We start from the raw sequence: 25,684 nt of genomic DNA on the forward strand, positions 1-25,684 counted from the left end.
AGAGCTAGAACAGGATGTGGGGTTGGGCGCTTTTGGAGCAAGATGCCTAGATGATATGGTCTGGAAACTCGCGTGGGAGATACGCAACCTTGAACGAGAGGAAAATTCCACTACCGGACCCTATCAAAATGAAAAAGAAGCAGAGTTTGCTGCTTTTAATTGTGCGATTTCTGCCTGGCATATCTTAGATTGGGTATGGAGGACATGCAATCAAGAGCAGAAGGCAAAAATTAGCCCTGACGGCACATTCAAAAGTTTTAAGGCTGCCATGGCGGCGGAATGCCGAAGCTTATTGATTTGCCAAACCTTGTGCAACTCTACAAAGCACGCCTCTCCAGGGCGAGATCTTCGCCTTCGCTGTTTATGTCGTTTTGTTTTAGTTGATCCCGATTCAAATAAAATGAAATTTAACTTGATTGTCGAAGCCGGCGGCGAAGAGCACTTGGCTCTAGATGTATTCAAACAAGCTGGGCAGTTTTTGTTTGAGAAATTAATTGCCTGGAATCTTTTTGAGGTTTTTGATGAGGATGATCATCTCTTTAAGTAATTGGAAGCTACAGTAACGTGACGCCTACTCGTTTGTAGCAAAAAAAGAGACCGTTTATTTTTCCAGATAAATATAACCATACCTTTTTTCGGCCCAGTTATTTTTACCTGACAGAGACTTAATTTATCGGTTTGTGCCAGGGTTTTCTCAGAATCTACCCGCTTTGTGTAGCTTTTTCAGCTTGCTGAAACGTTTCATCGAGTTTATAAAACGCCTACAACTCCAAAAAAAGGCGTAGCCATGACCCCGCTCAAACTCCTCATCGCCCTCAGCGCACTGTCCGCTGCCTCCCACGCCATGGCCTGGGATTACGTCCTGCTCGACACCGACAAAGCCGCCCAGAACTGGCAGATCACAAGCCAGCAACTCGGCATAACAACCGACAAACCCTTTAGCGTTACCCTGCGTACCTTGCACGGCGGTCGGCAGGAGGGGGTCAGCATCGTTGATATCGATAACGGCACGATGAAGCTTTCGGTGGTGCCGACTCGCGGTATGAACGTGTTGCAGGCTTCGGTCGGCGATGTGCGGATGGGTTGGGATTCGCCGGTCAAAGAGGTGGTCAATCCTTCGTTTATCGAGCTCAATGGCCGTGGTGGGTTGGGCTGGCTGGAAGGTTTCAATGAGTTGGTGACCCGCTGCGGCTATGAGTGGGTCGGCCACCCCGGCATCGACAACGGCGAACTGCTGACCCTGCACGGGCGGGCGGCGAATATCCCTGCGAACAAAGTCACGCTGCATATCGATGAAAAACCACCGTATGCCATCACTCTGCGCGGTGAGCTGAAAGAGCAGGCGTTCAAGAAGGTCGATTTCTCCGTTGCGACTGAACTGGTCACCCAGCCTGGCAGTGTGGTGTTCGCCCTCAACGACACCTTGACCAACAACGGCGACTATCCGAAGGAATACCAGGCGCTGTATCACAGTAACTTCAGCACGCCGTTCCTGGAGCAGGGCGCGCGGTTTGTCGCGCCGGTGAAGCAGGTGTCGCCGTTCAATGACAAGGCCAAGGGCGAATTGGCTGACTGGCAAACCTATCGCGCACCCACCAAGGACTACGACGAAACGGTCTACAACGTGGTGCCGTATGCCGATGCCAAGGGCGATACCTTGACTGTGCTGCATAACAAGGCCGGCAGCCTGGGCGTTTCGGTCGGCTTCAATACGCAGACGCTGCCGGTGTTTTCCCTCTGGAAAAACACCGACACTCAAGGCCAGGGCTATGTCACGGGGCTGGAGCCGGGGACTAGTTTTTCCTACAACCGTCGTTATCAGCGGCCACTGAATCTGGTGCCGACAATCGGGCCCAAGGAACACAAGCAGTTCCGCATCAGTTACAGCTTGTTGGCGGACAAGGCGGCTGTTGATAAGGCCTTGAAGCAGGTCAGCGAGATTCAGGCTGGTCGGGAGACCGAGGTGCGGCAGACGCCGTTGGTTGATCTGACCAAGGGGTGACACCCCTGGCGCATCATGGCGATGTTATGGATGTTGAGCACCTGCGCTCGTGCGGGGTGCGTCAACATTGACGACTTGGAAAGTCAGCCGTCGATCAATCGGGTGTTATCTGGCCAGTAGAACGTCCAATGCTTGCAAGAAAAATCCGGGTATCCCGATTGGACCGCAGATGAACCACACGGCAAGTGGGTGGCGCAGCCTCCACGAGTTGTCGCATCTGAACTCGCGCTGATTTTTTGGTCTGCCACATGAATCTAAAAAAATCCGGCAGGTTCGCCAGTCGCTCGGGGCAGTTCTCGGGCAGGTCTGGTCGTGTCTGACCGCGTCTGAGCAGCGTCCTCATCAGTACGCGCCAGAATCGAAGCGTCGCCGAACGGTCAATCCAGATCAACAGGTCTGCGCGGCCCAGCCGGTTGTCCCAAGTGGATGAATGGCCGCCTTCAAATATCCAGCATTCACGGGCCTCGACCTCAAGGCAAAGCTGCGTCTTCGCGGCGCGGCTGCGTTCGATCCACCCTGGTTGCCAGTGGATAGTGTCGATATGAACCACCGGCAAACCCGTGCACTGACCAAGCTTGCGCGCCAAGGTGCTTTTGCCTGACCCAGGTTGGCCCACAATCATCACCCGTCGCATCGAAGCTCCTTCTCGCTGTGTACGCTGATTTTTTGGGGGGGCGATTCTACGGCAATGCCTGTCTGCGTCAACTTGTTCGCGGAAAACCCTGAACGCCACCTTTTATCCAGGCATCGCGTGTCAACGTTGGCGGTCTTCGCGAGCAAGCTCGCTCCTACAGTGGTTGGGTTACGCCCTGCGCGCCGTTAATAACACTGCCGCCGCCGCTGACAGCAACCCCGCGCAGCAACGATTGAAGATGCGCTTGCCCCTTGGCTCGGCAAACCAGCGGCGCATATGCAGGCCCATGTAGGCGTAGGCGCTGATGGCGATCCATTCCAGGATCAGGAACATCGCGCCCAGCAGGGCGAACTGTGCGGTGATGGGTTGGCCAGGTACCACGAACTGCGGCAGGAAAGCGGTGAAGATCAGGATGGCTTTCGGGTTGCCCGCCGCCACCAGAAACTCCTGCCGTGCCAGGGCCCATAAGCCGACCTGGTGAGCGGCTGTTTGTGACTCTGTCTGTGGTTGCGCACGCCATAGCTGATACGCCAGATAAAACAGATACGCCGCGCCCAGTATCTTGATCCCGTAAAACAATAACTCCGACGTTTGCAGCACTACCGCCAACCCGGCGGAGGCGAGGGCGATCATGCCGGCAAAGGCCAGCAAGCGGCCGAGACCTGCGAGGCAGGAGGTGCGGTAACCGTAGCGGGTGGCGTTGCTTACCGACAGCAGGTTGTTGGGGCCAGGCGCCATGTTCAGGGCGAAGCAGGCAGGCAAGAAGAGGGCGAGGGTGGCGAGGTCCATGGCGGCTCCGGGTTTGGTCGGACGAGAGCGTTGAGGATAGGGGCAGTTGGCAGGGGCGGCAATCAGGCTGGCAGTGCATCTGCGCGCCGGAGCGCAAGATCTTTATTTCGTCCCTGGCGAAACTGATTTCGTCATAAGCCCGCAGGCATACTGCGAAGACAAGATTCAGTGCACGAGGGAAGGAGCACGCATGATTCGCAGAGCATTACCCACCGACGCAAACGCCATTGCCCAAGTGCATATCCGCAGTTGGCAAGAGGCGTATCGCGACCTGATGCCCACCGACTACTTGAACGGGTTGCAAGCCACTCTGGCTCAGCGCGAAGCCTATTGGCGTCGTTCGATAGCCGCGGGCGAACCTGGTGTGTGGGTCGCAGAGGTGGACCAGCAGATTGTCGGGTGGATAGCCGTTGGCGCCAGCCGTGACGAAGAGGCCGCCGGGGCAAATGCAGGGGAGGTTATGGCCATCTATGTTCTGGCCAGGTATTGGCAAACGGGCGTCGGGCTGGCGCTGTGGAACGCTGGCTTGCAGGCGTTGGTTCAGCAGGGGTATGACTGCCTGACGCTTTGGGTCCTGGCCCGCAATGAACGGGCCATGCGCTTTTATCGGAAGGTCGGCTGTGTCGAGGACGCAGGCAGCGAACTCAGGATTGAGAGGGGCGGCGTCACGCTGGTGGAGGTGCGCTACAGGTTGTCCTTTACCTGAGCCTTTGCTCCAAACAATTGATCCGCCAGTTGCCGGCCTCGCTCCTGCCCTTGCGTCGTCAACCAAACCGACTTGTTCTTGTTGACCGGGTTCAGAATATAACCATGCCGGTCAGTTAAACGTAGATCTCCTGTGGGAGCGGGCTTGCTCGCGAAAGCGGTGGGTCAGTCAACACCAATGTTTGCTGGGCCGACGTCTTCGCGGGCAAGCACCCTCCCACATTAGATCTTCGCTGCTTTGAGCATTTCGTTAGCTTAACTGACGCGTATCAGGGCTTGCCCCTTCCCATCGGTTCAGGGTCGCGCCGAAGCGGTGTTGATACCTAGGCTATCGAATTGAGGGGAAGCCGCACATGAAACACCGTGCCGTGTTCGGTATCAGAGCTGACCTCAATCGATCCGCCATGGGACGCGACGATTTCCGAGGCGATGAACAGGCCCAGGCCCAAGCCCTCTGTGGGGCCGTGATTGACGGCAGTACGCTGAGAGAAGCGGCCCATCGGGTTGAAGATGAACGGCAGCACATCCTCAGGTATCGCCTCTCCACTGTTGTGCACGGAAAATACTGCGAAATCTTCCTGTAATCCCAACTCGACCTGGATAGGCCGCGTGGTGTCGCCATGCTGCACGGCGTTGCTGACGATGTTCGAGAACACCTGCTCCATTCGGGCGCCGTCGAACTGGCCCCAAGCCTGGGTCTTCGAATCGAACAGGATGATCGCTTCAGGATGAAACGTGCGGATTTCTTCAACGACCCGCTGGCACAGCGGTGTGAGCTCGATAGCTGCGGTTCTGACCGGAATGCCCGGCCCCATCTGGCAGCGGGTCAGGTCGAGCAAGTCGCCGACGATCTGGCTCGCTCGGCGCACACTGGTGTAAATCTGGTTGGCCACTTTGTTCGCCTTGGGGCCTGCATCCTGTGAGCGCCGCAGCACGTCGGCACCCAGCAGGATCGCGCCGAGCGGCGTGCGCAGGTCGTGGCCGAGGATGCCCAGAAACACGTTGCGCGATGCCTCGACCGCGCGTGAATAGCTGGCGATGGACTCGGCGAGGGCCTGGTCAATGGCCTCGTGGAAACGGGTCATGTCGTCAACGTTGATCGGCGTGCCGTCCTTGATCTGGCGCATCCACTGGCTGACTACACTGGTGCGCAGGGCGCGGTATTCCGACACCATCTGATCGATGGTGAAGCCTGCCATCAACCGCGTGATGGCGTGGATTTCTGCCGCGGTCTCCTGCTCCTCCGCGGGGGCCAGGCCCTGGGCCTTGGCGATTTGCTCTTGGCGGGTCTGTTTGGTTCGCAGGTCGCTGACGATGGCTCGCAACATCTGCTCGGCATGGTCGCGCAGCGCCACGCTGTCGAGGTCCTCGCCCGGGGTGTCGAGGGTTCTGGCGAAATCTTCCCAGGCTTGCAGAATAGGTTCGAGGTGCTCAAGGATGAAATCGGCCAGGCGCATGTCTGTAATCCTGAAGGGTAGGGCACAAGAGCGAGGCTGCGCAGACGCAGGGAAATTCCCGGCAGTGTAGGAGGTTGTTCGCAGCTTTAAAAGCGCGGCCATGGGGGCGATAGCATTGATCCCATCTGCATGCCGACGGAATTCATCCCGCTGACGCTAAAGCCCGAGTGTCAGCGACCTCAGCTTGCGCTCTACAACGCTGTCAAAATGGCTTGCCAGCTGCTCACAGCGCTCGGATGTCAGCCCCTTGCAGCAGGTTATTCCCAGAACAAACCCCTGAGCTTTGGCCCCCCCTTTGACTGCAAGAATCATCGACCCCGCGAGGTCGATCTCGCGAAGGAGTCTGTCAGCCTGTCGCTTTATGGGGCCGGGCAAATCGTTGAAGGCTTCTTTCATGGCTGTCTCCGCAGCATTCATTACACACAAGACATCTGAGGCGCTAACGGCCCCTTCAAAGCATCGACCAAAGGAAGATTAAGGAGTTTCGCAGCGCTCAAGCCAAAGGCGATGAGGTGAAGCGAACAGGAACAGGGCAAGGAAGGCTTGGTTGTCTGCACAACGTTTTAGTTGCACGAGGCTGAGCCTGGGCTGATAGAATGCGACGAATTCTCATTAGCATCCATTTCATACCGTGCAGTCTACTTCGTCGGCAAGTCGCCACCAGTCCATCGATCAGCTCTACAGCCACCACCACGGTTGGTTGCGCGGCTGGCTGCGCAGGCGCCTGGGCAACGCCGCCGATGCAGCTGATCTGGCTCAGGATACGTTCGTGCGGTTGCTCAGCAGTGGGCCTGGCGAACCGTTGAACTTCACGACGCCGCGCGCCTACCTGGCCACTGTCGCCAATCGGTTGAGCATCAATCTCTATCGACGCCGATCACTGGAGCAGGCCTACCTGGACGCGCTGGCGCAAGCCCCGCAGGATCTGGCTCCATCGCTGGAGCATCAGGCGCTGGTGCTTGAGGCGCTCGACGAGATCGATCAGGTACTGGCGCTGTTGTCAGCCAAAACCCGGCAGGCCTTCCTGATGGCGCAACTGGAGGGGTATACGCAGGAAGAAATCGCCAGCCGGCTTGGGCTCAGCGTGCGTTCGGTACAACGCCACCTGGCGAGGGCGTTCGAGGAGTGTATTGTGCTCGCCAGCCAGAGCGCAGCATGAATACCAAACCCATTGACCGGCGTATTGCTCGCCAAGCGGCCAGCTGGTTCGTGCGCTTGCAGAGCAGCGGCGCGTGCGCTGCCGAGCATGTCGCTGGTGCCGAGTGGCGGGCGCAGCATCCAGACCACGAACGGGCCTGGCAACTGGCCGAGCGTTTCAGTGCTCGTACCCAGCAGCTTGGCGAGGGGGCCGCGCGCGCAGCGTTGGAACGCCCGTGCAACCTGGGGCGTCGACAAACGCTCAAGACCCTTGCATTGTTGATCGCTGCCGCGCCGGTTGGCCTCGCGGCATACCGGGGCTTGCCATGGCGCGAATGGCAGGCGGACGAGCGCACGGCTACGGGGGAACAGCGCACGCTGAATCTGCCGGACGGCGCGCAGATTCGCTTGAACACCGGTAGCGCTATCGACATCGCCTACGACGACAGTGTTCGTCATGTGCGCCTTATCGCCGGCGAAATGCTCGTTGAGGTATCCGATGTGCATGTCACGCGGCCATTTATCGTCAGCACCGCCCAGGCGCAAATTGCGCTGTTCGGTAGCCGCTTTTTGGTGCGCCAATATCCGCAAGGCACTTTCCTCGCCGCGCTGGAGGGTGCCGCAGAGGTGAGCCCGCGGCTGTCACGAGACGGCCGCATGATGCGTTTGGCGGCGGGCCGGCAGACCTATATCAACAGCCAGGCGATGGAGCCGTCCCTGCCATTGGCGCAGCATCGTCTGGACTGGCTGAGCGGTGTGCTGCGCGCAGAAAAGATGCGCCTCGATGACTTCGTCAATGAGTTGGACCGTTATCGACGTGGCCTGCTGCGTTGCGATCCGGCAGTCGCCGGGTTGCTGATTTCCGGTGCCTTCCAGTTGCGCGATACCGACCAGGTTCTCCACGCCCTCAGCCAGACTCTGCCGGTGAGCGTCCACTACCGCACGCCCTATTGGGTGACTGTAACGGCGCGTACGAGCACGTAAAAAATAGTTGTCGTGTTTTTGCCGGGCTGCGTGTCCCCCTCATAACAACACTACTTTTATCGGGCGGGGACGAACACATGGCGACGAAACAGGGCATGCAACCACTGGCGCGCGCAGTACACGCTGCCGCATTGGGTTTGATCATCACAGGTGGTGACGCCCTGACTGCGGCGTCGCTGCACGCCGCCGAGCAAGGTGCGCAGCAGAGCCGCGGCTATCATGTGCCGGCCGGTAACCTGAGTAGTGCGCTCTCGGCCTTCGCCAGCCAGGCGGGTATCACCTTACCGATCGAACCGGGCCTGGTGGAAGGTCTGCGCAGCCCTGGCCTGAATGCCGCCACCAGTGTGGAAGGCGGCTTGCAGCAACTGCTGCAGGGTACCGGCCTGCAAGCCTCGGCACAGGGTAATGGGCTTTACCTGTTGGTACCGCAGGTGGCCGGAACCACGCTGGAACTGGGCGCGACCAGCATTACCGGTCAGGGCCTGACGTCGACGACCGAGAACAGCGGTTCCTACACCACCGGGCCTATGCAAACGGCCACCAAGCTGCCCTTGAGCCTGCGCGAAACGCCACAGTCGGTCAGCGTGGTGACGCGCAAGCGCATGGACGACAAGGTCATGACCACCATCAGCGATGTGGTCAAAAGTACGCCGGGGCTGTTTCTGAATAACGCGGGCGGCGCGGGGCGGCCTACGTTCAGTTCACGGGGCTTCGACGTTGACAACATCATGTACGACGGTTTTCCCACCAGCTTCCAGACCTACCTGCCCAGCGCAGAGGCCAACCTGGCCATGTATGATCGGGTAGAGATCGTGCGCGGCCCCAACGGGCTGGCCCAGGGCGCCGGCAGCCCTGCGGGCGCCATCAACCTGGTTCGCAAGCGCCCGACCCACCAATTCCAGGGCACGTTCACCGGCAGCGCTGGCAGCTGGGATGACTACACGGGCACGCTGGATGTGGGTGGCCCGCTCAACGACAGCGGCACCCTGCGCGCCCGTACTGTGGTCTCGCGGCAAGACGCCAAGAGTTTCCGGGACTCGGTGGAAAGTGATAACGATCTGTTCTACGGCGTGGTCGACGCTGACCTGAGCGAGAGCACCACTCTGACACTGGGCGGCTACCGACAGAAGACCCACACCAACTACATCTGGGGTGGATTGCCCATGGCCCGTGGTGGTGGTCATCTGGGGCTGCCCCGTGACACTTTCCTGGGGCATGACTGGGAATACTCGGACAATCGCACCACCGGCTATTTCGCTACGTTGGAACAAGGCCTGCCCAACGACTGGACACTGCGCGCAGCGGCGATGCAGTCGAAAACCGACGGTGACGTGCTGGCTTCTTCGATCTGGGAATACAATCGCCAGTATCTATGGACCGAAGCCATGGAGCAGAAAGAAACCGGCTACGACCTTGCGCTCAGTGGCCCCTTCCAATTGCTCGGCCAACAGCATGACCTGACCTTCGGTGTCAGCAAGCGCAAGCTGGATTACCGGTCCGGCAAGGATTGGAGCGATTACATCGACACGGGCATCAATCCCTTCACGTGGAACCCGCGTGGTCATGCCAAGCCCAATTATGTCAGGGCAGACAACGGTCTTCCCCAGACCACCACTCAGGACAGCTTCTATGCCAGCACCCGGCTGCGACTGACTGAACCGCTGTCGCTGATCCTCGGTGGGCGTGTCGACTGGTACGAATTCCAAGACCGCGCAAACAGTGAAAGCAACTACAAGGTTACCCGTAATCTGACGCGCTATGCCGGCCTGGTCTACGACCTGGACATCCATCATTCGGTCTATGTCAGCTATACCGATATTTTCAAGCCGCAGAGCGAAAAAGGCGTCGATAGGAGCGTAATCGTGCCTATCGTCGGCGAGAACTACGAAGTGGGCATCAAGGGCGAATACTTCGACGGCGCATTGAACGCCAGCATGGCGGTGTTCCAGCTGGACCAGAAGAATCGCGCCCAGGAGCTGCCTGATGTCAAAGGCTGCGGCTCAGGCCCGGCCAGTGCCTGCTATGAAGCTGCCGGGCTGGTACGCAGCCGTGGTATCGATATGGAAATCCAGGGCGCCCTGACTGATAACTGGCAATTGGCTGCCGGTTATACCTACACCCAGACCCAGTATGTCAGCGATGCCAATGCCGCCCGCGAAGGCGAAGACTTCGACCGCAAGAAGCCGCGGCAACTGTTCAAACTCTCGACCATTTACACTTTGCCAGGTGAACTGCAACGCTGGCGCGTGGGGGGTGATGTCTATCAACAAAGCCGCATCCGCACCTCGGGAGGGGCCGGCGCTACGGCCTGGAAAAACGAGCAGGGTTCGTACACCGTGGTTGGTTTGGTAGCAGGCTACAAGGCCAGCGAGCAACTGGACTTGCAGGTCAACGTCAACAACCTGTTCGATCGTGTGTACTACAGCAGCGTGGCCAATGGGGGCTATAGCCCGTACGACATCTACGGCGATCCACGCAATATGAAACTGACTGCGCGTTACAGTTTTTAGTGGCGCTACGGCCTACTTGCTCAGCCACTCGGCCTGTAGCTGCACGAAGTTCTCCTGCAACCATTCAATGAATACCTGCACCTGCGGCGCCAAGTGAGTACGGCTCGGGTACAGCAGCGACACCGGGCGTGGGGCAGGCCGATAGGCGTGCAGGATTTCCACCAGCGCGCCGCTGTGCAGATGTTCTGCCACGGTGATGCCGGGCGCCTGGATAATGCCGAAGCCCGACACGCCGCACTGCACGTAGGCGTTTGACTCGGTGACGGTAATGCCTGCTTGACCGACCAGGGTTCGATTATGACCCTTGACCGAGAAATGCCACGGCAATATACGGTTGCTTTGGCCGGACAGGAAGTTGACGCCTCGATGGCCGGCCAGCGCTTCAAGGGTGTCTGGGTGGCCATGGGTACTCAGGTAGTCGGGGGCCGCGCAGGTCACCATGGTTGCCCGGGCGATGGGACGAGCGATGAGGCTGGAGTCAGGCAAGTTACCTATGCGCAATGCACAATCGATGCCTTCGCCAACCAAATCCACGGCCCGATCGGTCACGCCCAGCACCAGGTTGATGCCGGGGAAACGGTCGGTGAAGCCCTTGAGGCTATCAATGAATTTCATTTGTGCGAAGGCGGTCGGGATATCGATCCGCAGACGGCCCGCGAGCGTCGCCCCGGTGCGGTCGAACATGCTGGTGGCGGCGCTGATATCCGCGAGAATGTCCTGCACGCGTGCGTAAAAGCGTTCGCCCTCGGCAGTGAGGGCGACTTTGCGGGTGGTGCGCTGGAACAGGCGTACGCCCAATGATGCCTCCAGTTCCTGGATATACCGGGTGACTTGGGGGCGACCGATGTTCAGTGATTGCGCGGCCTTGGTAAAGCTGCCGAGCTCCGCCAGCCTGGCGAATAGGCGCATTGATTCGAGTAACTGCATGACGGTCCTGAATATGATTGTTGTCTCAGGATAGAACAAAGCTGTCTTTTTCTGCGTATTTATTGCGCGCCGCCGCTGGCCAATGATGAGCCCCAGGCAAACCGATTGCGGTTTGCGGGTATTACCTGCATTTGGAGACTCATCATGAAAGCGTGGTTATTGAAAGACTTCGGCCTCGACAATCTGCAACTGGGCGAAGTAGCCACCCCACAACCGCGGGCTGGCGAGTTGTTGGTCAAGGTCGGCGCCGTCTCGCTGAACTATCGTGACAAGGCCATCGTCGACGGCATCTATGAGCCGCATAAAGTCCCCAAACCATTGATTCCAGTGAGTGATGCTGCTGGCACCGTGGTAGCGCTGGGGGATGGGGTGACTCGCTTCAAAGTCGGCGACCGGGTCAACTCCCATCTTTATTCACGCTGGCTGGATGGCGCGCCTGGGCCGCACGAACCGGATTACTGCTTTGGCTCGCCGCTACCGGGCGGATTGGCTGAGTACATGATCATCCACCAGGACAGCGCTGTGGCTGCACCTGCCAACATGAGCGATGAAGAGGCCGCGACATTGCCTATTGCGGCGCTCACTGCCTGGTATTCGCTGGTCGACTTCGGCCAGATCCAACCGGGGCAAACCGTGCTGGTGCAAGGTACGGGCGGGGTGTCGATATTCGCCGTGCAAATCGCCACCGCGTTGGGTGCGAAAGTGATTGCAACCTCAAGCCGCGATGACAATCTACAGGCCGTGAAACGCCGGGGCGCGGTGGCTGGCATCAACTATCGAACCACTCCGGACTGGGCTGGCGAAGTGCTGAAACTCACCAACGGCAAGGGTGTCGATCTGTTGCTCGACGTGGCCGGCGGCAGCGGTATCAATCAGTCAGTGGCAGCCACCAAGGCATCCGGGCGGATTGCGCAGATCGGCTTTTTGACCGGTCAGACGGCGGCGCTTGATTTGATGCCGCTGATCTTTCGGCAGACAACCCTTCGCGGTATTGCTGTAGCACCTCGGTCATCGTTCGACCGGATGAATGAATTCCTCAACCAACACGATATTCGTCCTGTTATCGACCAGGTGTATCCGTTTGAGCAGGCACGTGAGGCTTACGCGCATTTGGCGAAGGGTGCGTTTGGGAAGGTAGTGATCAAGGTGGGTTAACCGACCTTGATCACTGCAATGAGCACGTCTGTCGCCAATGCGTGAGCGGAATTTACGCCGATGTTCGGGTTGACGGGTCAAGGATGAAACCTTCGCCCCAACGCATCCAGGCGCACTGCAATCGGCGGCAGGCGTTCGCTGCTGCGGGCCAGGGTTTCCACATCGTCGGCGGTGCTTTGGGCGATGCTCTGCACCGACTGCAAGCGCTCGACGATCTCCAGGTTCGCCGAGGTCTGCTCGCGGGTGGTCGCGACGATGCGGCCGTTAAGTTGATCGATATGCGCAATGTCCTCGCCGACCGCCCGGAGCATCTGCACCGCCAATTGGCTGTCTTGCACGCAACGCTCCACGCCTTCGCGGCTGGCGTGCATGGCTTCGACGGCATCGCGGCTGCCATGTTGCAGGCCCTCGATGATGGTTTTGATTTCCTGGGTGGAGAGGGCGGTGCGCTGCGCCAGGCTGCGCACTTCGTCGGCGACCACGGCAAACCCGCGGCCTTGCTCGCCGGCGCGAGCGGCTTCGATGGCGGCGTTGAGGGCCAGCAGGTTGGTCTGGTTGGCGATGCTGCTGATCACTTCCAGCACCGAGCCGATCTGCTCGGCCTGCACGGCCAACGATTGCACGGTGGATTCAGTGCCGTTGATGCGTGAGGCCAGTTCGCTGATTTCATGTTGGGCGCGGCCGACGCTCTCCTGGCCGCGAACAATTTGCTGACTGGCTTGGCCGGCGTGTTCCACGGCTTGTTCGACTTGCACCGTAATGTGGCCCATGGCGTCTTCCATGCGCTGCATCGAACCGTTCATTTCGCCGATCTGCACCAATTGATGCCGCGCACCTTTTTCCAGGGTGCCACTGGCGCAGGCCAGTTCCTGGCCGAGTTGCCCCAGGCCGTGGGAGTCGCGGGCGACACCGTCGATCAGGTGGGTCAGTTGTTGCAGGAAGTGGTCGAAGCGCTTGGCCAGGGACACGCGTACCTTGTCTTCATCGTGCGCGCCTTGCTCGGTGAACTGTGAGGTTACAGCGAGCATCTTCTCGAGCATTTCCTGGCTTTCGACAGCTTCCGCCTGGCTGTGGACCGCCAGGTACAACAGGGCCACGGTTTCCATCACCACATAGAAGGCGTGGACGAAGATCATCGTCCAGCCGCCGTGATGCTCCATCACAAACACCGGCAAACCCTGGTGCTGCAGCGCATGGAACACCAGGTGGTGCACGGCGATGGTCAACGCCGCCACCAGGATCGGCAGCCAGTCACGGTAGAAGGTCAACACCGCCAACAGCGCGAAAATGCCGAAGTGAGATTCGATCACCCCGTGCGCCTGATTGATGTGCAACGCCGCCATCACCATCAACCCGGCGCCCAGTGCGCAACGCATCAAGCGGGTGCTGCCAATGACACGGTAGAGCGCCGTCAGCACCACGCCGGTGCCGCCACCGACGATCAGCGCCTGGAGCAAGGTTTCATGCCAGAACGCCAACCCCAGGGAGAACAGGAACATCAGCCAGATCAATGCCAGCATGATGCGGTCGGCTTTGCGATAGTGCTCCTGAAAGCGTGTGCGAAGGGGCATTCACGGTTACTCCATATAGTTATGCCAGCATCCAAGCAGGTGGCGTGCCACGATGGCCGCTGGTGAGAGCAAAGCAGGTACAGCGATTTTTACCGGATCAGATCCGGCAATCGGTTATCGGCAGGAGGGAAGGGGACTTGAGTGGGAGGGCGCAGGCCCTCCCACGGTACAGGCTGGAATCAGAAGCTGTATTTGGCGGTCAGCATCATGTTGCGCGGGCTGCCATAGGAGTCGCCGCCATATTCCACATCGTCGGCGATGGACTGGTAGTAGTGACGATCGAAGATGTTGTTGGCGTTGAGTTGCAGGTCCAGGTGCTGGTTGACCCGGTAGCCGGCCATCAGGTCGGTGACTGCGTAACCGCCTTGCTTGAGCCGGTAGGTGCTGCCATCGGCCAGCTTGATGTCGTTGTACATGCGGCTCTGCCAGGAGATGTTGCCGCCGACCCGGAGTTTTTCCAGCGGGCCCTGGAAGTTATAGCGAGTGGTCAGTTTGAACAGGTGTTCCGGGGTGTCGGTGTCGAACTGCTTGTTGACCTTCTGCGGGTTGGCGTCGTCCTTGATCGTGTGGGTTCGTGCGTAGGTGTAGCCACCGCCGACTTGCCAGTTCTCGGTCAAGGCACCTTGCAGTTCGAAGTCGATGCCCTGGCTGCGGATTTCCCCCGAGGCCTGGTTGCAAGAGGCCTGTGGGCAGTTCGGTACAACGATCTTCACGGCGCGGTTTTCCTGGTCGACGCGGAACAGCGCCACGCTCGCATTCAACGCGCCCCCCAGGTATTCGCCCTTGAGGCCGATTTCATAGTTCTTGCCGACGATGGGCTTGAGCGGGGTGCCGGCAGTGCTCTTCTCTTTCTGTGGCGTGAAAATGTCGCTGTAGCTTACATACACCGAGTGCTGGTCGTTCAGTTCGTAGATCAAGCCGGCGTAGCGGGTGAGGTTGCGGGTAACCTTGTAGTCGCCGTCGCCATCACGGTTGTCATAGTCATACCAATCCAGGCGCCCGCCAAGGATCAGCTTCAACGGGTCGGTCAGGCTCAGGCGCGAGGTCAGGTAGAAACCGTCCTGGGTGGTGACTTCGCGGGCGTTGTTGGTACGGGTGAAGTTCGGTTTGCCGGCGTTGATCGGCCAGTTCATCTCATACGGGCTGTAGTTATGAGTGGTCATGTCGTAGATGCGCTTGCTGGCGCCCACCACCAGTTCATGAGTGCGCCCGAACGCCTCGAACGGGCCGCTGGCAAAGGCGTCGACGCCGGCCTGGTTTTCATCATAGCTGGCCTGATACACCGTGCGGGCGAGGGTCTTGTTGGTCCAGCGCGATTGATAGGAGCCGGAGAACAATGCGTCCTGTTCGGAATAATTGGCGTTGACCTGCAGGCTCCAGTCATTGGCCAGGCGCTGGCGCAGCTCGGCGAACACGGTATTGATTTCCTGGTCTTTGTTTTCCCAGTCGGTACCGGGGTTGTAAGAGCGCGACAGGTCCAGGTGACGGCCATCCAGGCCGACCATCGAGGCCCCCCAGAAGTAGTTGGTCTTGTCCTTCTGGTTCGAGTAGCCGAGGGTGAGAGTGGTGTCTTCGCTCAGATCGGCTTCGGTGACGGCGTAGAACAGGCCGTGATCCTGCTCGGCCTTGTCGATAAAGCTGTTGGCGTCGCGGTAGGATGTGACGACGCGACCGCGCCAGGTGCCACTGGGGTTGAGCGGGCTGGAGGCGTCAAACTCGCCACGGTAGTCATCCCAGCTGCCGGCGGCGCCGGTGAGGGTGACTTTCTGTTCGTCCAGGGGCCGCTTGCGGATCAGGTTGATGGCCGCCGAGGGGTTGCCCGCGCCGGTCACCAGGCCGGTAGCGCCGCGCACCACCTCGACGCGGTCGAACATCGCCAGGTTCGGCTGGGCGCCCACCGACGCGCCGTTGTAACCGCTGGGGATGCCGTCATACATGAGGTTGTCGACATTGAAGCCGCGTGCGGTGTAAGACTGCCGGCCGGGGCCGTTGGAGTAGTTCAGGAACAACCCGGGCGTGGCGTTGACCACGTCGTTGATGCTGGTCATGGCCTGGTCATCCATGCGCTGGCGTGTAATCACGGTGACAGCTTGTGGGGTTTCACGCAGGGTCAGCGGCAGTTTGGTCGCGGTTTTCATCGAGCCGGTGGTGTACGACTCGCTGCCTTCGGTGGTTGCGCCAAGCTGCTGGCCCGAGACCTGGGTGGCGCCCAGCTCAATGGTGGCCGGGGCTTCGGCGTCGGCGGCCAGTGCCGCGTGGGAGGTTGTCAGGCAGATAGCAATTGCAATCGAGCCAGGTGAAAAAACGTTGCTGCCGCGTTGTTGCACGAACATGGATAGAGAGCTCCCAAAGGCCATCCGTGGCGAATAAAAAATCTGTTGATAATTATTCGCATCAGTGTGTCAGATTGAGCCCATGGGAAAAAGCCTTGCGTGGTCCTGCAGGAGCGAGTTTGCTCGCGAAAAACGTCAACGATTACGCGTGTTTGCTGAATGAACGCTGCGTCTGTGAGTTCTTCGCGAGCAAGGTTTTCAGATCAGAACTTCATACTTACGCCAATCGTCCCTCGATGGCCGTTCAAGTTATTGCTGTCCAGGTTGCGGTCATAGCCGATCTCGCCGTACAGGTTAATATCTTTGGCCACCTGAAGGATGGCGCCAAGCCGGGCGTCCATCGTGGTGGATTTCTGTTCGGTGTCTATACGCGTCACATCGTTGAATATCACACTGTTGTCCCCGGCGCTGGAATGCCAGACATTCGCACGTACATAAGGCTGCAGCGGCAGGCCATTGACGGTGTAATCGCCGCGCAAGCGCACACCCAGGCGCGTAGTGACGTTGGTATCGGCGTCATAGGAAACCTCGGAAATACCGTCGTTCTGGCTATCGAGCTTGGTTTTGCCGACGATCAACTGCGCCTGCGGCTCCAGAATCCAGCGAGCACTCAGCGCGAACGGCCAGCCCACTTCGGCGGAGGCGGTAACGTTATGCCCGCGGGTTTTCATCTTGACGCCACGCGCTGACTCGTTGTTGCCATCAAAGCGGGTGCCCATCAACACCAGGTCAAGATAAGCCTGGTTGGCGCCGATCAGTGTCCAGTAGACCCCCAGGCTATCGCCGCGCAAGGTGGTTTTGCCGGCGTCCTTGTCCTCCCAGCCGCCGTTGAAGCCTTTTACATTGCCTCTGAGGCGACTGTGACCGACGAAGAACCCAAGGCGCTGCAACAGGCCGTTTTCCAGCAGGCTGGCGAACACATCTGTGCCGACCTGGAACCCTGTCAGCGAACCGTCCAACGTAGGGTTGACCGCACCGGCAAAACTCTGGCGGCTGCTGCTGCCGTAGACCCGGCCCCAACCTGCCGGCATGACGCCGGTTTGCTGTTGCCGGCTCTGATCGCCCATGCGCTCGTGATAGGTGCCGAGCATGCCCTGCACGATTTGCTGCGCGGCAGGAAACAACACAGAGTACAGCGGTACTTCGGGGCGATAGATCGGGACCTCTTTGTCAGTGGGGTTAGACGGCAGGGGCGGGGTTCCAACCACCGGCTCAGGCACTGGCGTAACCGGCCCTTCAGGTTCGGGCAGCGGTGTGACCGGAATCGTGGAGCGCAGGTAATAACTCTGCTCTGTTCCAGCCGTGCCCGCGCCTTTGAACAGGTAGTAGTCAAACGCCCCGGCCGTTACCGTATTGCCCAAGGTAAAGGCAGTGCCAGGCCCGCTGGCGTCATTGAGCGCCTGCACTACCTGGATGCCGTCTTGTAACGTCGCTGCGCCGGCGCCCCCAAGGTTGGTGATCAACAGAGTGGTGTTGCCCAGCAGTGTGCCGCTGCTGACCACCAGTTTGTCGCTGGCCGAGTCGTCTGCTCCCAACACGGTTTGCAGCGCCAGACGCCCGCCGTTGCCGGTGTAATTGCCGTTGATGGTCAAGGTGTCATGGGCGGTGGTGCTGCCAGTGACCATGTCGAGGGTGCCACTGTTGGTCACGTTGACCAACTGGCCGGCGGTAAACGGATTGATCCCGCCTGTGTTGACCAGCAGCGCACTGGTGCTGTCAATGAGCAGGGCGCCGGTGCCAGTCTCGCTGTCCCCCAGGGTCAACGTCCCGCCCAGGTTCATTTGTGAGCCGTTGTCCAGGCGAATGCTTTCCCAGTTGGCAAACAGGCCGGGATCAGCGGTTTTGGTGTTGTTCAGGGTCAGGGCGTCAATCCCCACGCCACCATCTATCAGTTGCGCCGCCGCCACTTGCTCAGCCACTAGCCCCTGAAGCAACGCCGTATCGTCGCCGGCCCCCATTGACACGGAGGAATGCAGGTTGCCGCCGGACCAGATAAATTCATCGTTACCGAAGCTGAGCAACACTTGCCCGTTAACCTCACCACCGGAAATGATCACCTGATCGTCACCGCCGCTGACGCTGATATTGCCGCCCACGAACGCGTTGTTCGAGATCAGGATGGTGTCTTTACCGAAGCCGGTCACCAGGTTGCCGATGATCCTGCCACCAGACATATCGAACCGGTTGTCATCGAGTTTCATGTTGACCCGGCCGATGGTGCCGCCGGTCATCGTCGCATTGTCGCCGTCGTCGAAACCGCCGGTGATGGTGCCGTCGCTCATGTTGAAGACGTCCAGGCCGTCGCCCTGTTCCAGCGAGGCAATGGTGCCGCCGCGCATGTCAAAACGGTCGATCCCCGAGCCCTGGTTGACAGCGCCTGCCTGGCCCCCGGAAATCTCCACCACATCAGCGCCCGCGCCTTGGCTGATGGATCCGGTGATACTGCCCTGGTTGAGCTGGAAAATGTTATTGCCATCACCCTGGTTGAGGTTGCCATCGATGCCCGCGCTCGGGCCGTTGACAACCACGTGATCCTTGCCGCTTCCAAAGATCACATTCCCGCTCACTCGCCCCGTGGCGGTGAGTTCGAGGGTGTTGTCGCCGCCGGTATCGGTAAAGCCCGGCGCGGTGGCGCTGTCACAACGGGAGGTGTCGTTGCCTGGCGTGTTGTTGACCGTGCACGCCGCATACGAGGCAAACGGCCATGCCGTCACAATAATCGCTGAGTACAACAAAGAAGTTATCCGTGTGCGCATGATCCGTCCTCGCTTGAGCACAATGATGTCCCGTCGCCCGGAACAGCGGGCGCGGTTCAAAACCATGGCAACAACGAACGCGATACGGATCAGGGACTACGAGTTACCTGCATCTGAAAACACCGGGCAATGCAATGGGTTGGCATGGCTTTCTCGACTGCACCTCAACTGGCGCAGCACTTGTCGCACCTTAGTTGCAGATCGAAAAGGCCGCCACTGTAAAACCTGACAGGTATAGACGAGCCAATGCCTAGGTGAACACGATCTCGTAGGGTTCGCGCATACGCTCAAGCAACACCTGGGCGAGCATGGGCGGCAAGCCGATCTGCGGGTCGCCGACCAATTGGCTGGCGTAGGCATGGGCAGCGTGCAGTTTGCGCGCCACGCTCCAGGTGTCCAGGCGCACCTTGCGTGCACGTTGCCAGGGAATCACCGCACCTTCGCGTGCCGGCCAATGCCAGGCCCAGATCGCCAGTTCATACAGGCGAGCGCCCACCAGGCTACAGGCTTTTGCACTCGCCCGACCGACTGCATCGTGGTCGTCATTGCCGTCATTGCGCCAGGTGGTAAACACCACGTCTCCAGGTTGCAAGTAGCGCGCAATGAACTGGCTCATCGGTTGCTCGTGGGCAGCTAGCGCGTCGTCGCAAAACCCACCGCGAATCCATTTGAGGCTGTGCAACGGCATACCGAGGCGGCGCAATGCCTCGGCGCTTTCCTGGGGGCGCACCACGCTCAAGCGCCTGGCCGGCCACACCTGTGAGCCTGGATGGCTGGCGCTGCCATCGGTGATGGAGATCAATTTCAGCGGATGCTCGCGGGTGCTGAGCAGTTGCAGCAAACCGCCGCACGCCAGGACTTCATCGCCAGGGTGGGGCGCTATCACCACAACCCGGGCACCGGGCGGCACCAGGGTAGCCAGTGCGAGGCAGGGGATTTGCGCCAACTGCGGCGCGCTGTTCCAGATTTGCGCGGGGCCGCGACGGCCTTCGCTTGAGGAGGCAGGCTTCATGGGGTGTCACGTCCTTGTCGGTGGGTAATGCTCTTGACTTCAGCGCAGGCTCCGCTGCGGTGAGTGCACGGCATTCCAATCCTGGGATGCTATGCAAGGCACTCTCAGCATAGACAAGGATGTGTCACAGGTTTGTCGTTTTTTTACGAAACCAGCATCAGGCTTTTCAGGTAATCGCCGAAACCGCCCTGGGCGCGGCAATCCAGGCGTGCGCTGGTGACCACTTGCGGCGCATGGCTCCAGGCAATGGAAGCACCGCAACGTTCCAGTTCACGCACTAATTGCACATCCTCGTGGCACGCCAGCGGTTCAAAGCCGCCGGCCTGCACATAGGCACTGGCACTCACGCCCAAGTTAGCGCCATGGATGTGCCGGTGGCCATCACGCGCGTGGTAAGCCTGGTGATAACGAATCTGCGCCGCGGGGTCGAACCCCTCACTCCAGGCGTCCACGGTCACGGTGCCACACACCGCGTCACAGCCCAGGGCCAGTTGAGCCACCAGCCAGTCGGGGGCCACGCGGCTGTCGGCGTCGGTACAGGAAATCCAGCGCGCCCCCTGGTTCAACAAGTGCCGTGCGCCGACGCCTCGTGCTCGCCCTACGTTGCGTGCCTGTACCTGCACGCTTTGCACATCATGCGCCTGGGCGATCGCTGCGCTGGCATCGCTGCAACTGTCGAGCACTACCAGGATCTGCACCGTTTCCCCGTGCAACCCCGGATGGTTGGCGGCGATCTGCGCAGCCCTCAGGCAGTCATCCAGCAGCGCTTCTTCGTTGTGCACCGGAATCAAGATGCCGATCATCGCAACCCCTCATGGCGCGCGACCGAGGTGCCATCGCGGCTCCACAAATCGAGCAGAAAATCCTTGTCATGATGCTGTACCAGCGGTGGCATACCCAGTCGGTGCTGGAGCAGGGCGTGCACCTGTTCGGCGGTTTGCGGGCAACCGTCAATGGGCGGGCGCCAGTGGCAGGCCAGGAGTTGGCCGTTATCGGTCAAGGCCGCCAGCGCGTGATCGATCAGACGATTCAGATCATTCGCATCCAGGTAGTAACAAAGCTCGCTCAACACGATCAGTTCGAACTGACCTGCAGGCCATTCCTGGGGCAGCCGGCGCTGTTCTACATGAGCATGAGCAAACGCGGTCAGGCGCGTCTGTGCCAGTTGCACGGCGGTGCTAGCGGTGTCGCAGCACAGCAGGCGCTCACAACGGGTCGCCAGTTCGGCGCTCAGCTCGCCGTTGGCACAACCAGGCTCGAAGATCGAGGCATAGCGAGGTCGGGTCAGCACGGCCAGGGTCAGTGCGCGCTTGCGTTGTTCGTACCAGCGCTGACGAAACGCCCAGGGGTCGTCGTTGCCGGCAAACAGTTGATCAAAGTACGGGGTGGCCACACTCATACAAACACCACTTCAAAAGGTTGCAGCAAGCGTTCCACTACGTAGGGTGCCAGCACCGGCGGCAGGCCGACCTGCGGGTCGCCCTCCAACTGGCTGGCGAACGCGTGGATCGCGTGGCGTTTGCGTGCCACTTGCTCGGGCGTCAATGCAATCTTGCGCGCCCGATGCCAGGGCACCCGGTGATCTTCGGCAGTTGCCCAGTGCCAGGTCCACACCGGCAGTTCGCACAGGGTGGCGCCGACAGCCTGGACCGCTTTAGCGCTGGCACGGCCCACCGCTTCGTGGTCGCAATGGCCATCCTCGCGCCAGGTGGCGAACACGATGTCGGTGGGTTTGAGGTGGCGCTGGATGAACTCGCACAGTTGGGCTTCGCGCTCGGCCACCTTGCTGTCGGTAAAACCGCCGCGCAGCCACTTCAAGCTGTGCAACGGCAGGCCCAGGCGGTGCAGAGCCTGGGCCGACTCCTGCGGCCGCACCACGCCCAGGCGTGCCACCGGCCAGCGTTTGGAACCGGGATGGCTGGCGCTGCCGTCGGTGACGGAGATCAACAGGATTGGGCGCTCCAATACGGCCAGACCTTGCAGCAGGCCACCGCTGCCGAGCACTTCATCGTCCGGGTGCGGTGCGATGATCACCGCGCGGTGCCCCTGCGGTACCAACTGCGCGGCGCTGATGTGCGGCAACTCGGCCAGCCGTGCCGAGGTTTGCCAATGATTGAGCGGGGTGCCCTGGCCGACAATCGGATTGGGTTTCATAACTGCCACCGTCCCGAGTCGTCGCCGGCGACCAGTTCGCCGAGGGCAGCCAGGTCGCGTTCGGCATGGCTTTGCCGCACATACACCGGCAAATCTGCCATCAACCGGGCAAAGTGCGGGTCTTTGCAGTAGGGGCCGGCGCCTACTGCATGGCCGACATGACGCATGACCTGCTCGACAGTGTCTTCAATACATGCGCGTGCCTGTTGGGCCAGTTGCCTGGCATTGGCGCGAGGCTCGCGGTCTATCTGCTCGGCGCTGGCGCGTAGTACGCAAGCGGCGCTGTTCAGTGCGCTGTCAACTCCCCCTAAATGGGCCAGCGCATGAGGCTCCGAGCGCTGCGCACAGTGCGCGCGCAGCACTTCGCCCAGGCGTTGCGCGCCGCCGTACCAGCACGCGGCGATACCGACTCCGCCTTGCCAGAAGCCGGGGCGCGACAGGTAATCACCCGGCCCACCTATCGCGATACCCTTGACCGCGTTGAACAGAACCTCAACGCTACCGGTGGCAGCCATGCCTACCGCATTCCAGCCCTCGTCCGACACCGTGACGCCGGGTTGATCCATCGCCACGGCCACCAGTTGCTGACGATCATCCTCGTCCCAGGCAGTCAGCAAGCCATGGCTGACCACCGCCGCGCCGGAACACCAGGCTTTGCGTCCATCGACGATCAGCCACTGACCGTCGCGCCGTACACGCACCTTGGCTGCGGGTGGTTCGGCCGCCCACATGCCCCACGTACTGGCAAGCGGCGGCAGCGGGCTGTCGAGTTCGGCAATGATCGCCAGCGCGTCGGTATGACCTTCGAACAACTTGCACAGGCGCAAGTCATGGCCGGCCACCTGGGCCAGCCGACTGAAGCGGGCCAGGGTTTCGCCGCTGCCCGGCAGCGGCAGTTGATCGAGGCCTTCTTCCTGAAGTGCCTTCAGTGCCGTACCCAGGGCGTACGTATCCGCGTAGCCCCGGTAGCCCTGAAGGAAACTGTGCAACGCCATCTCACACCTCGTCTTCACGCTGCAGTTCAAACAACAGCAATGAGCGGCCGGTCACGGCGTACTCATGCTCAAAGTCAAAACGCTCCTGGCCGCGTATCGCCGGCTCATTGGTATCGAGCATGCACGTCCAGAATTCACCCTCTGGCACCGGCGGCAGGCGGAAATTGACCATGTCATGGTGGGCATTGACCACCAGCAACAGCGTAGCATCGGCACCCGCGCGGCGGATCCCGGTTTCCTGGGCGCGGCCATCCATCAACATGCCCAGGCAGCGACCCTGGCTGTCTTCCCATTGCTCGGTGTTCATTTCGTTGCCATCGGGCGCCAGCCAGGTGACGTCTTTTACGCCGATATCTTCGTTGTAGTCGCCGACCAGGAAGCGTCCACGCCGCAGAATCGGGTAGGCCAGGCGCAGCTTGATCAAGCGCTTGACGAACTTGAGCAGGGCCTTGCCGTCATCGTCCAGGTCCCAGTTGACCCAACCGATTTCGCTGTCCTGGCAGTAGGCATTGTTGTTGCCATGCTGGGTGCGGGCGAACTCGTCACCGGCGACGATCATCGGAGTGCCCTGGGCCAGCAGCAGGGTGGCGAAGAAGTTGCGCATCTGGCGCAGGCGCAGTGCGTTGATCTCAGGGTCGTCGGTCGGGCCTTCGACACCGTGGTTCCACGACAGGTTGTTATTGCTGCCGTCCTGGTTGTTTTCGTCGTTGGCCTCGTTGTGCTTGTCGTTGTACGAGACCAGGTCGTGCAAGGTAAAACCGTCGTGGGCGGTGATGAAGTTCACCGAGCTGTAAGGCCGGCGCCCACGATGGTTGAACATCTCGCCCGAGGCGGTCATGCGCCCGGCAAAATCCGCCAGTTGGCCGTCGTCGCCTTTCCAGAACGCACGCACGGTGTCGCGGAAGCGGTCGTTCCATTCCACCCAGCCTGGCGGGAAGTTGCCCACCTGATAGCCGCCGGGGCCGCAGTCCCAGGGTTCGGCAATCATTTTCAACTGGCGCAGCACTGGGTCCTGGCGGCAGGCGACCAGGAAGCTGTGGCGTTCGTCGAACCCGTCACGGTAGCGGCCCAGAATGGTTGCCAGGTCGAAGCGGAAACCGTCCACATGCATCTCGGTGGCCCAGTAACGCAGGGAGTCGGTGACCATTTGCAGCACGCAAGGGTGGCTCAGGTCCAGGGTGTTGCCGGTACCGGAGTCGTTGATGTAGAAGCGCTTGTCGTCGGGCATCAGGCGGTAGTAAGAGGCGTTGTCGATGCCGCGCATGGACAGGGTCGGGCCGCGCTCGTTGCCTTCGGCGGTGTGGTTGTAGACCACGTCCAGAATCACTTCCAGCTTCTGCTCATGCAGGTGCGCGACCATCTCCTTGAACTCGGCGATCTTGCCGCTGGCCAGGTAGCGCGGGTCGGGGGCGAAGAAGGCAATGCTGTTGTAGCCCCAGTAGTTGGTCATGCCTTTTTCCAGCAAGTGCTGGTCGTTGACGAAGGCGTGCACCGGTAGCAGCTCGACCGAAGAGACGCCCAACTGGCGGATATGTTTGAGCACGTCGTCTTCCATCAAGCCGGCGCAGGTGCCGCGCACGGACTCGCCCACCGAAGGGTGGCGCATGCTGATGCCGCGCAGATGGGTTTCATAGATGATCGTGCGGTCCCAGGGCACCCGTACGGGTTGATCGTTGCCCCAGGTGTGTGCCGGGTCGATAACCTTGCACTTGGGCACGAAGGGCGCGCTGTCGCGCTCATCGAAGCTGAGGTCGTCATCCGGGTGGCCGATGGTGTAGCCGAACAGCGCCTCCGACCATTTGAGTTCGCCCACCAGTTGCTTGGCGTAGGGGTCGATCAGCAGCTTGTTGTGGTTGAAGCGATGACCATTGGCCGGGTCGTACGCGCCGTACACGCGGTAGCCGTAGATCAGCCCGGGGTGGGCGTCGGGCAGGTAACCGTGGAAGATCTCGTCGGTGTATTCGGGCAGTTCGATGCGCTCCAGCTCGACTTCGCCGGTGTCATCGAACAGGCACAACTCCACTTTGGTGGCGTTGGCCGAAAACAGTGCAAAGTTGACGCCCAGGCCATCCCAGGTGGCGCCGAGCGGGAAGGGCAAACCTTCACGAATCCGCGACGGTTCATGATCCGGCGTCGCTGTGGTGTTCTCGGGTTTGCTCATGGTGTTGCTCCTGCAAGGGGTCTTTTCTCGGGCCGAACGCGGCCGTGCTGACGGTGTTTCAGCGAAGGACATGGACGAAAAAGGGCCTGTAGCCTGGGATAACGGCTGCAGGCCCGAGAAATCATGGGGCGGGTGGTTTTGGTTTCTTGGGGGCGGTCGGTTTTTTCGCCGCAGGCTTGGCGGCTACCGGATTGGGTTTGGCGGCCGCCTTGGGCGCGGTTTTCGGCTTGGCGGCAGGCTTGGGCTTGCTGGGCGTCAGCGCCTCGGCTTCGGCCAGTTTGCGCGCCATCTCCCAGTGGCGATCGTGCGCACCGTCCGGCTTGCCTTCAGACTCCCAGATCTGATGCGCCAGTTCGCGAATACGTTTGTCTTCTTTACTCATCACAAACTCCTCACAGAAAA

General features: G+C 60.4%; 22 protein-coding genes. 7 read left to right on the forward strand and 15 right to left on the reverse strand.

Annotated elements, in window-relative coordinates; translation table 11 throughout:
- Window positions 1–22: 22 nt before the first annotated feature.
- Both IH404_RS13425 and IH404_RS13430 read left to right on the forward strand, forming a co-directional pair.
- Window positions 23–547 carry a hypothetical protein gene (locus tag IH404_RS13425; RefSeq protein ID WP_194440608.1) on the forward strand — a complete coding sequence of 175 codons (525 nt, stop codon included), beginning with the start codon at window positions 23–25 and terminating at the stop codon, window positions 545–547.
- A gap of 240 nt (window positions 548–787) precedes the next feature.
- On the forward strand, window positions 788–2,002 hold the full coding sequence (locus tag IH404_RS13430; protein WP_194440609.1) for an aldose 1-epimerase family protein: 1,215 nt from the start codon (window positions 788–790) through the stop codon (window positions 2,000–2,002).
- A gap of 94 nt (window positions 2,003–2,096) precedes the next feature.
- Here the strand turns inward: IH404_RS13430 and IH404_RS13435 are convergent, their stop codons facing one another.
- Both IH404_RS13435 and IH404_RS13440 read right to left on the reverse strand, forming a co-directional pair.
- The gene (locus tag IH404_RS13435; protein WP_194440610.1) at window positions 2,097–2,636 is read right to left on the reverse strand and encodes an AAA family ATPase; all 540 of its coding nucleotides are present in this window, start codon (window positions 2,634–2,636) and stop codon (window positions 2,097–2,099) included.
- 168 nt (window positions 2,637–2,804) lie between these two features.
- Window positions 2,805–3,425: a LysE family translocator gene (locus IH404_RS13440; RefSeq protein ID WP_194440611.1), complete on the reverse strand. Its 621-nt coding sequence runs from the start codon at window positions 3,423–3,425 to the stop codon at window positions 2,805–2,807.
- A 190-nt stretch (window positions 3,426–3,615) separates the two neighbouring features.
- Between IH404_RS13440 and IH404_RS13445 the strand changes: the two genes are divergently transcribed.
- Window positions 3,616–4,131 carry a GNAT family N-acetyltransferase gene (locus IH404_RS13445; protein ID WP_122732852.1) on the forward strand — a complete coding sequence of 172 codons (516 nt, stop codon included), beginning with the start codon at window positions 3,616–3,618 and terminating at the stop codon, window positions 4,129–4,131.
- A 322-nt stretch (window positions 4,132–4,453) separates the two neighbouring features.
- On the opposite strand, the gene IH404_RS13450 is transcribed toward IH404_RS13445, so the two are convergent.
- Both IH404_RS13450 and IH404_RS13455 read right to left on the reverse strand, forming a co-directional pair.
- Window positions 4,454–5,587, reverse strand: a complete 1,134-nt coding sequence (locus IH404_RS13450; protein WP_122732853.1) for a sensor histidine kinase — start codon at window positions 5,585–5,587, stop codon at window positions 4,454–4,456.
- Window positions 5,588–5,743: 156 nt separating this feature from the next.
- Window positions 5,744–5,983, reverse strand: a complete 240-nt coding sequence (locus tag IH404_RS13455) for a hypothetical protein (protein WP_194440612.1) — start codon at window positions 5,981–5,983, stop codon at window positions 5,744–5,746.
- Window positions 5,984–6,218: 235 nt separating this feature from the next.
- Between IH404_RS13455 and IH404_RS13460 the strand changes: the two genes are divergently transcribed.
- From IH404_RS13460 to IH404_RS13470, 3 genes are all read left to right on the forward strand, one after another.
- Window positions 6,219–6,746: a sigma-70 family RNA polymerase sigma factor gene (locus IH404_RS13460; protein WP_194440613.1), complete on the forward strand. Its 528-nt coding sequence runs from the start codon at window positions 6,219–6,221 to the stop codon at window positions 6,744–6,746.
- Window positions 6,743–7,708, forward strand: a complete 966-nt coding sequence (locus tag IH404_RS13465; RefSeq protein ID WP_005788000.1) for a FecR family protein — start codon at window positions 6,743–6,745, stop codon at window positions 7,706–7,708. The genes IH404_RS13460 and IH404_RS13465 overlap by 4 nt, the downstream gene beginning before the upstream one ends.
- A 77-nt stretch (window positions 7,709–7,785) precedes the next feature.
- Complete coding sequence (locus IH404_RS13470; RefSeq protein WP_194440614.1) at window positions 7,786–10,218, forward strand: TonB-dependent receptor; 2,433 nt, start codon at window positions 7,786–7,788, stop codon at window positions 10,216–10,218.
- Between the two features lie 12 nt (window positions 10,219–10,230).
- Here IH404_RS13470 and IH404_RS13475 read toward each other — a convergent pair whose 3' ends face one another.
- Entirely contained in the window at window positions 10,231–11,145 is a 915-nt protein-coding gene (locus IH404_RS13475) for a LysR family transcriptional regulator (RefSeq protein ID WP_194440615.1), read from the reverse strand.
- A 144-nt stretch (window positions 11,146–11,289) separates the two neighbouring features.
- On the opposite strand from IH404_RS13475, the gene IH404_RS13480 reads away from it, so the two are divergent.
- Window positions 11,290–12,300, forward strand: a complete 1,011-nt coding sequence (locus IH404_RS13480; protein WP_194440616.1) for an NAD(P)-dependent alcohol dehydrogenase — start codon at window positions 11,290–11,292, stop codon at window positions 12,298–12,300.
- 77 nt (window positions 12,301–12,377) lie between these two features.
- Here the strand turns inward: IH404_RS13480 and IH404_RS13485 are convergent, their stop codons facing one another.
- From IH404_RS13485 to IH404_RS13530, 10 genes are all read right to left on the reverse strand, one after another.
- Entirely contained in the window at window positions 12,378–13,871 is a 1,494-nt protein-coding gene (locus IH404_RS13485; protein ID WP_194440617.1) for a methyl-accepting chemotaxis protein, read from the reverse strand.
- Between the two features lie 179 nt (window positions 13,872–14,050).
- Window positions 14,051–16,204 (reverse strand): TonB-dependent siderophore receptor, encoded by a 2,154-nt coding sequence (locus IH404_RS13490; protein WP_194440618.1) that lies wholly within the window; start codon window positions 16,202–16,204, stop codon window positions 14,051–14,053.
- Window positions 16,205–16,407: 203 nt separating this feature from the next.
- Window positions 16,408–18,960, reverse strand: coding sequence for an autotransporter outer membrane beta-barrel domain-containing protein (locus tag IH404_RS13495; RefSeq protein WP_194440619.1), 2,553 nt, complete (start codon window positions 18,958–18,960; stop codon window positions 16,408–16,410).
- A 250-nt stretch (window positions 18,961–19,210) separates the two neighbouring features.
- Complete coding sequence (locus tag IH404_RS13500) at window positions 19,211–19,972, reverse strand: PIG-L family deacetylase (RefSeq protein WP_005788016.1); 762 nt, start codon at window positions 19,970–19,972, stop codon at window positions 19,211–19,213.
- Between the two features lie 143 nt (window positions 19,973–20,115).
- Complete coding sequence (locus tag IH404_RS13505; protein ID WP_194440620.1) at window positions 20,116–20,775, reverse strand: glycosyltransferase; 660 nt, start codon at window positions 20,773–20,775, stop codon at window positions 20,116–20,118.
- Window positions 20,772–21,371 (reverse strand): SAM-dependent methyltransferase, encoded by a 600-nt coding sequence (locus IH404_RS13510; RefSeq protein ID WP_005788020.1) that lies wholly within the window; start codon window positions 21,369–21,371, stop codon window positions 20,772–20,774. The genes IH404_RS13505 and IH404_RS13510 overlap by 4 nt, the downstream gene beginning before the upstream one ends.
- A complete protein-coding gene (locus IH404_RS13515) occupies window positions 21,368–22,126 on the reverse strand; it encodes a PIG-L family deacetylase (RefSeq protein WP_005788022.1) in 759 nt (252 codons plus the stop codon). Before IH404_RS13515 ends, IH404_RS13510 begins: the two co-directional genes overlap by 4 nt.
- Complete coding sequence (locus IH404_RS13520; RefSeq protein ID WP_194440621.1) at window positions 22,123–23,121, reverse strand: acyl-CoA dehydrogenase family protein; 999 nt, start codon at window positions 23,119–23,121, stop codon at window positions 22,123–22,125. The genes IH404_RS13515 and IH404_RS13520 overlap by 4 nt, the downstream gene beginning before the upstream one ends.
- Before the next feature lies 1 nt (window position 23,122).
- The gene (gene glgX, locus IH404_RS13525; RefSeq protein WP_005788025.1) at window positions 23,123–25,282 is read right to left on the reverse strand and encodes a glycogen debranching protein GlgX; all 2,160 of its coding nucleotides are present in this window, start codon (window positions 25,280–25,282) and stop codon (window positions 23,123–23,125) included.
- 121 nt (window positions 25,283–25,403) lie between these two features.
- Window positions 25,404–25,664 carry a DUF2934 domain-containing protein gene (locus IH404_RS13530; RefSeq protein ID WP_005788027.1) on the reverse strand — a complete coding sequence of 87 codons (261 nt, stop codon included), beginning with the start codon at window positions 25,662–25,664 and terminating at the stop codon, window positions 25,404–25,406.
- Between the last annotated feature and the right edge of the window lie 20 nt (window positions 25,665–25,684).

It is taken from the genome of Pseudomonas sp. OST1909 (genome assembly GCF_015277575.1).
GTDB lineage: Bacteria > Pseudomonadota > Gammaproteobacteria > Pseudomonadales > Pseudomonadaceae > Aquipseudomonas > Aquipseudomonas synxantha_A.

Excerpts from the sequence above, each read along its gene's own strand:
- IH404_RS13450 (WP_122732853.1), bottom strand. The coding sequence starts at position 5,587 with ATGCGCCTGGCCGATTTCATCCTTGAGCACCTCGAACCTATTCTGCAA.
- IH404_RS13455 (WP_194440612.1), bottom strand. The coding sequence starts at position 5,983 with ATGAAAGAAGCCTTCAACGATTTGCCCGGCCCCATAAAGCGACAGGCT.
- glgX (WP_005788025.1), bottom strand. The coding sequence starts at position 25,282 with ATGAGCAAACCCGAGAACACCACAGCGACGCCGGATCATGAACCGTCG.
- IH404_RS13515 (WP_005788022.1), bottom strand. The coding sequence starts at position 22,126 with ATGAAACCCAATCCGATTGTCGGCCAGGGCACCCCGCTCAATCATTGG.
- IH404_RS13430 (WP_194440609.1), top strand. The coding sequence starts at position 788 with ATGACCCCGCTCAAACTCCTCATCGCCCTCAGCGCACTGTCCGCTGCC.
- IH404_RS13475 (WP_194440615.1), bottom strand. The coding sequence starts at position 11,145 with ATGCAGTTACTCGAATCAATGCGCCTATTCGCCAGGCTGGCGGAGCTC.
- IH404_RS13445 (WP_122732852.1), top strand. The coding sequence starts at position 3,616 with ATGATTCGCAGAGCATTACCCACCGACGCAAACGCCATTGCCCAAGTG.
- IH404_RS13490 (WP_194440618.1), bottom strand. The coding sequence starts at position 16,204 with ATGTTCGTGCAACAACGCGGCAGCAACGTTTTTTCACCTGGCTCGATT.
- IH404_RS13480 (WP_194440616.1), top strand. The coding sequence starts at position 11,290 with ATGAAAGCGTGGTTATTGAAAGACTTCGGCCTCGACAATCTGCAACTG.
- IH404_RS13485 (WP_194440617.1), bottom strand. The coding sequence starts at position 13,871 with ATGCCCCTTCGCACACGCTTTCAGGAGCACTATCGCAAAGCCGACCGC.
- IH404_RS13435 (WP_194440610.1), bottom strand. The coding sequence starts at position 2,636 with ATGCGACGGGTGATGATTGTGGGCCAACCTGGGTCAGGCAAAAGCACC.
- IH404_RS13465 (WP_005788000.1), top strand. The coding sequence starts at position 6,743 with ATGAATACCAAACCCATTGACCGGCGTATTGCTCGCCAAGCGGCCAGC.
- IH404_RS13440 (WP_194440611.1), bottom strand. The coding sequence starts at position 3,425 with ATGGACCTCGCCACCCTCGCCCTCTTCTTGCCTGCCTGCTTCGCCCTG.
- IH404_RS13510 (WP_005788020.1), bottom strand. The coding sequence starts at position 21,371 with ATGAGTGTGGCCACCCCGTACTTTGATCAACTGTTTGCCGGCAACGAC.
- IH404_RS13505 (WP_194440620.1), bottom strand. The coding sequence starts at position 20,775 with ATGATCGGCATCTTGATTCCGGTGCACAACGAAGAAGCGCTGCTGGAT.
- IH404_RS13470 (WP_194440614.1), top strand. The coding sequence starts at position 7,786 with ATGGCGACGAAACAGGGCATGCAACCACTGGCGCGCGCAGTACACGCT.
- IH404_RS13495 (WP_194440619.1), bottom strand. The coding sequence starts at position 18,960 with ATGCGCACACGGATAACTTCTTTGTTGTACTCAGCGATTATTGTGACG.
- IH404_RS13530 (WP_005788027.1), bottom strand. The coding sequence starts at position 25,664 with ATGAGTAAAGAAGACAAACGTATTCGCGAACTGGCGCATCAGATCTGG.
- IH404_RS13520 (WP_194440621.1), bottom strand. The coding sequence starts at position 23,121 with ATGGCGTTGCACAGTTTCCTTCAGGGCTACCGGGGCTACGCGGATACG.
- IH404_RS13500 (WP_005788016.1), bottom strand. The coding sequence starts at position 19,972 with ATGAAGCCTGCCTCCTCAAGCGAAGGCCGTCGCGGCCCCGCGCAAATC.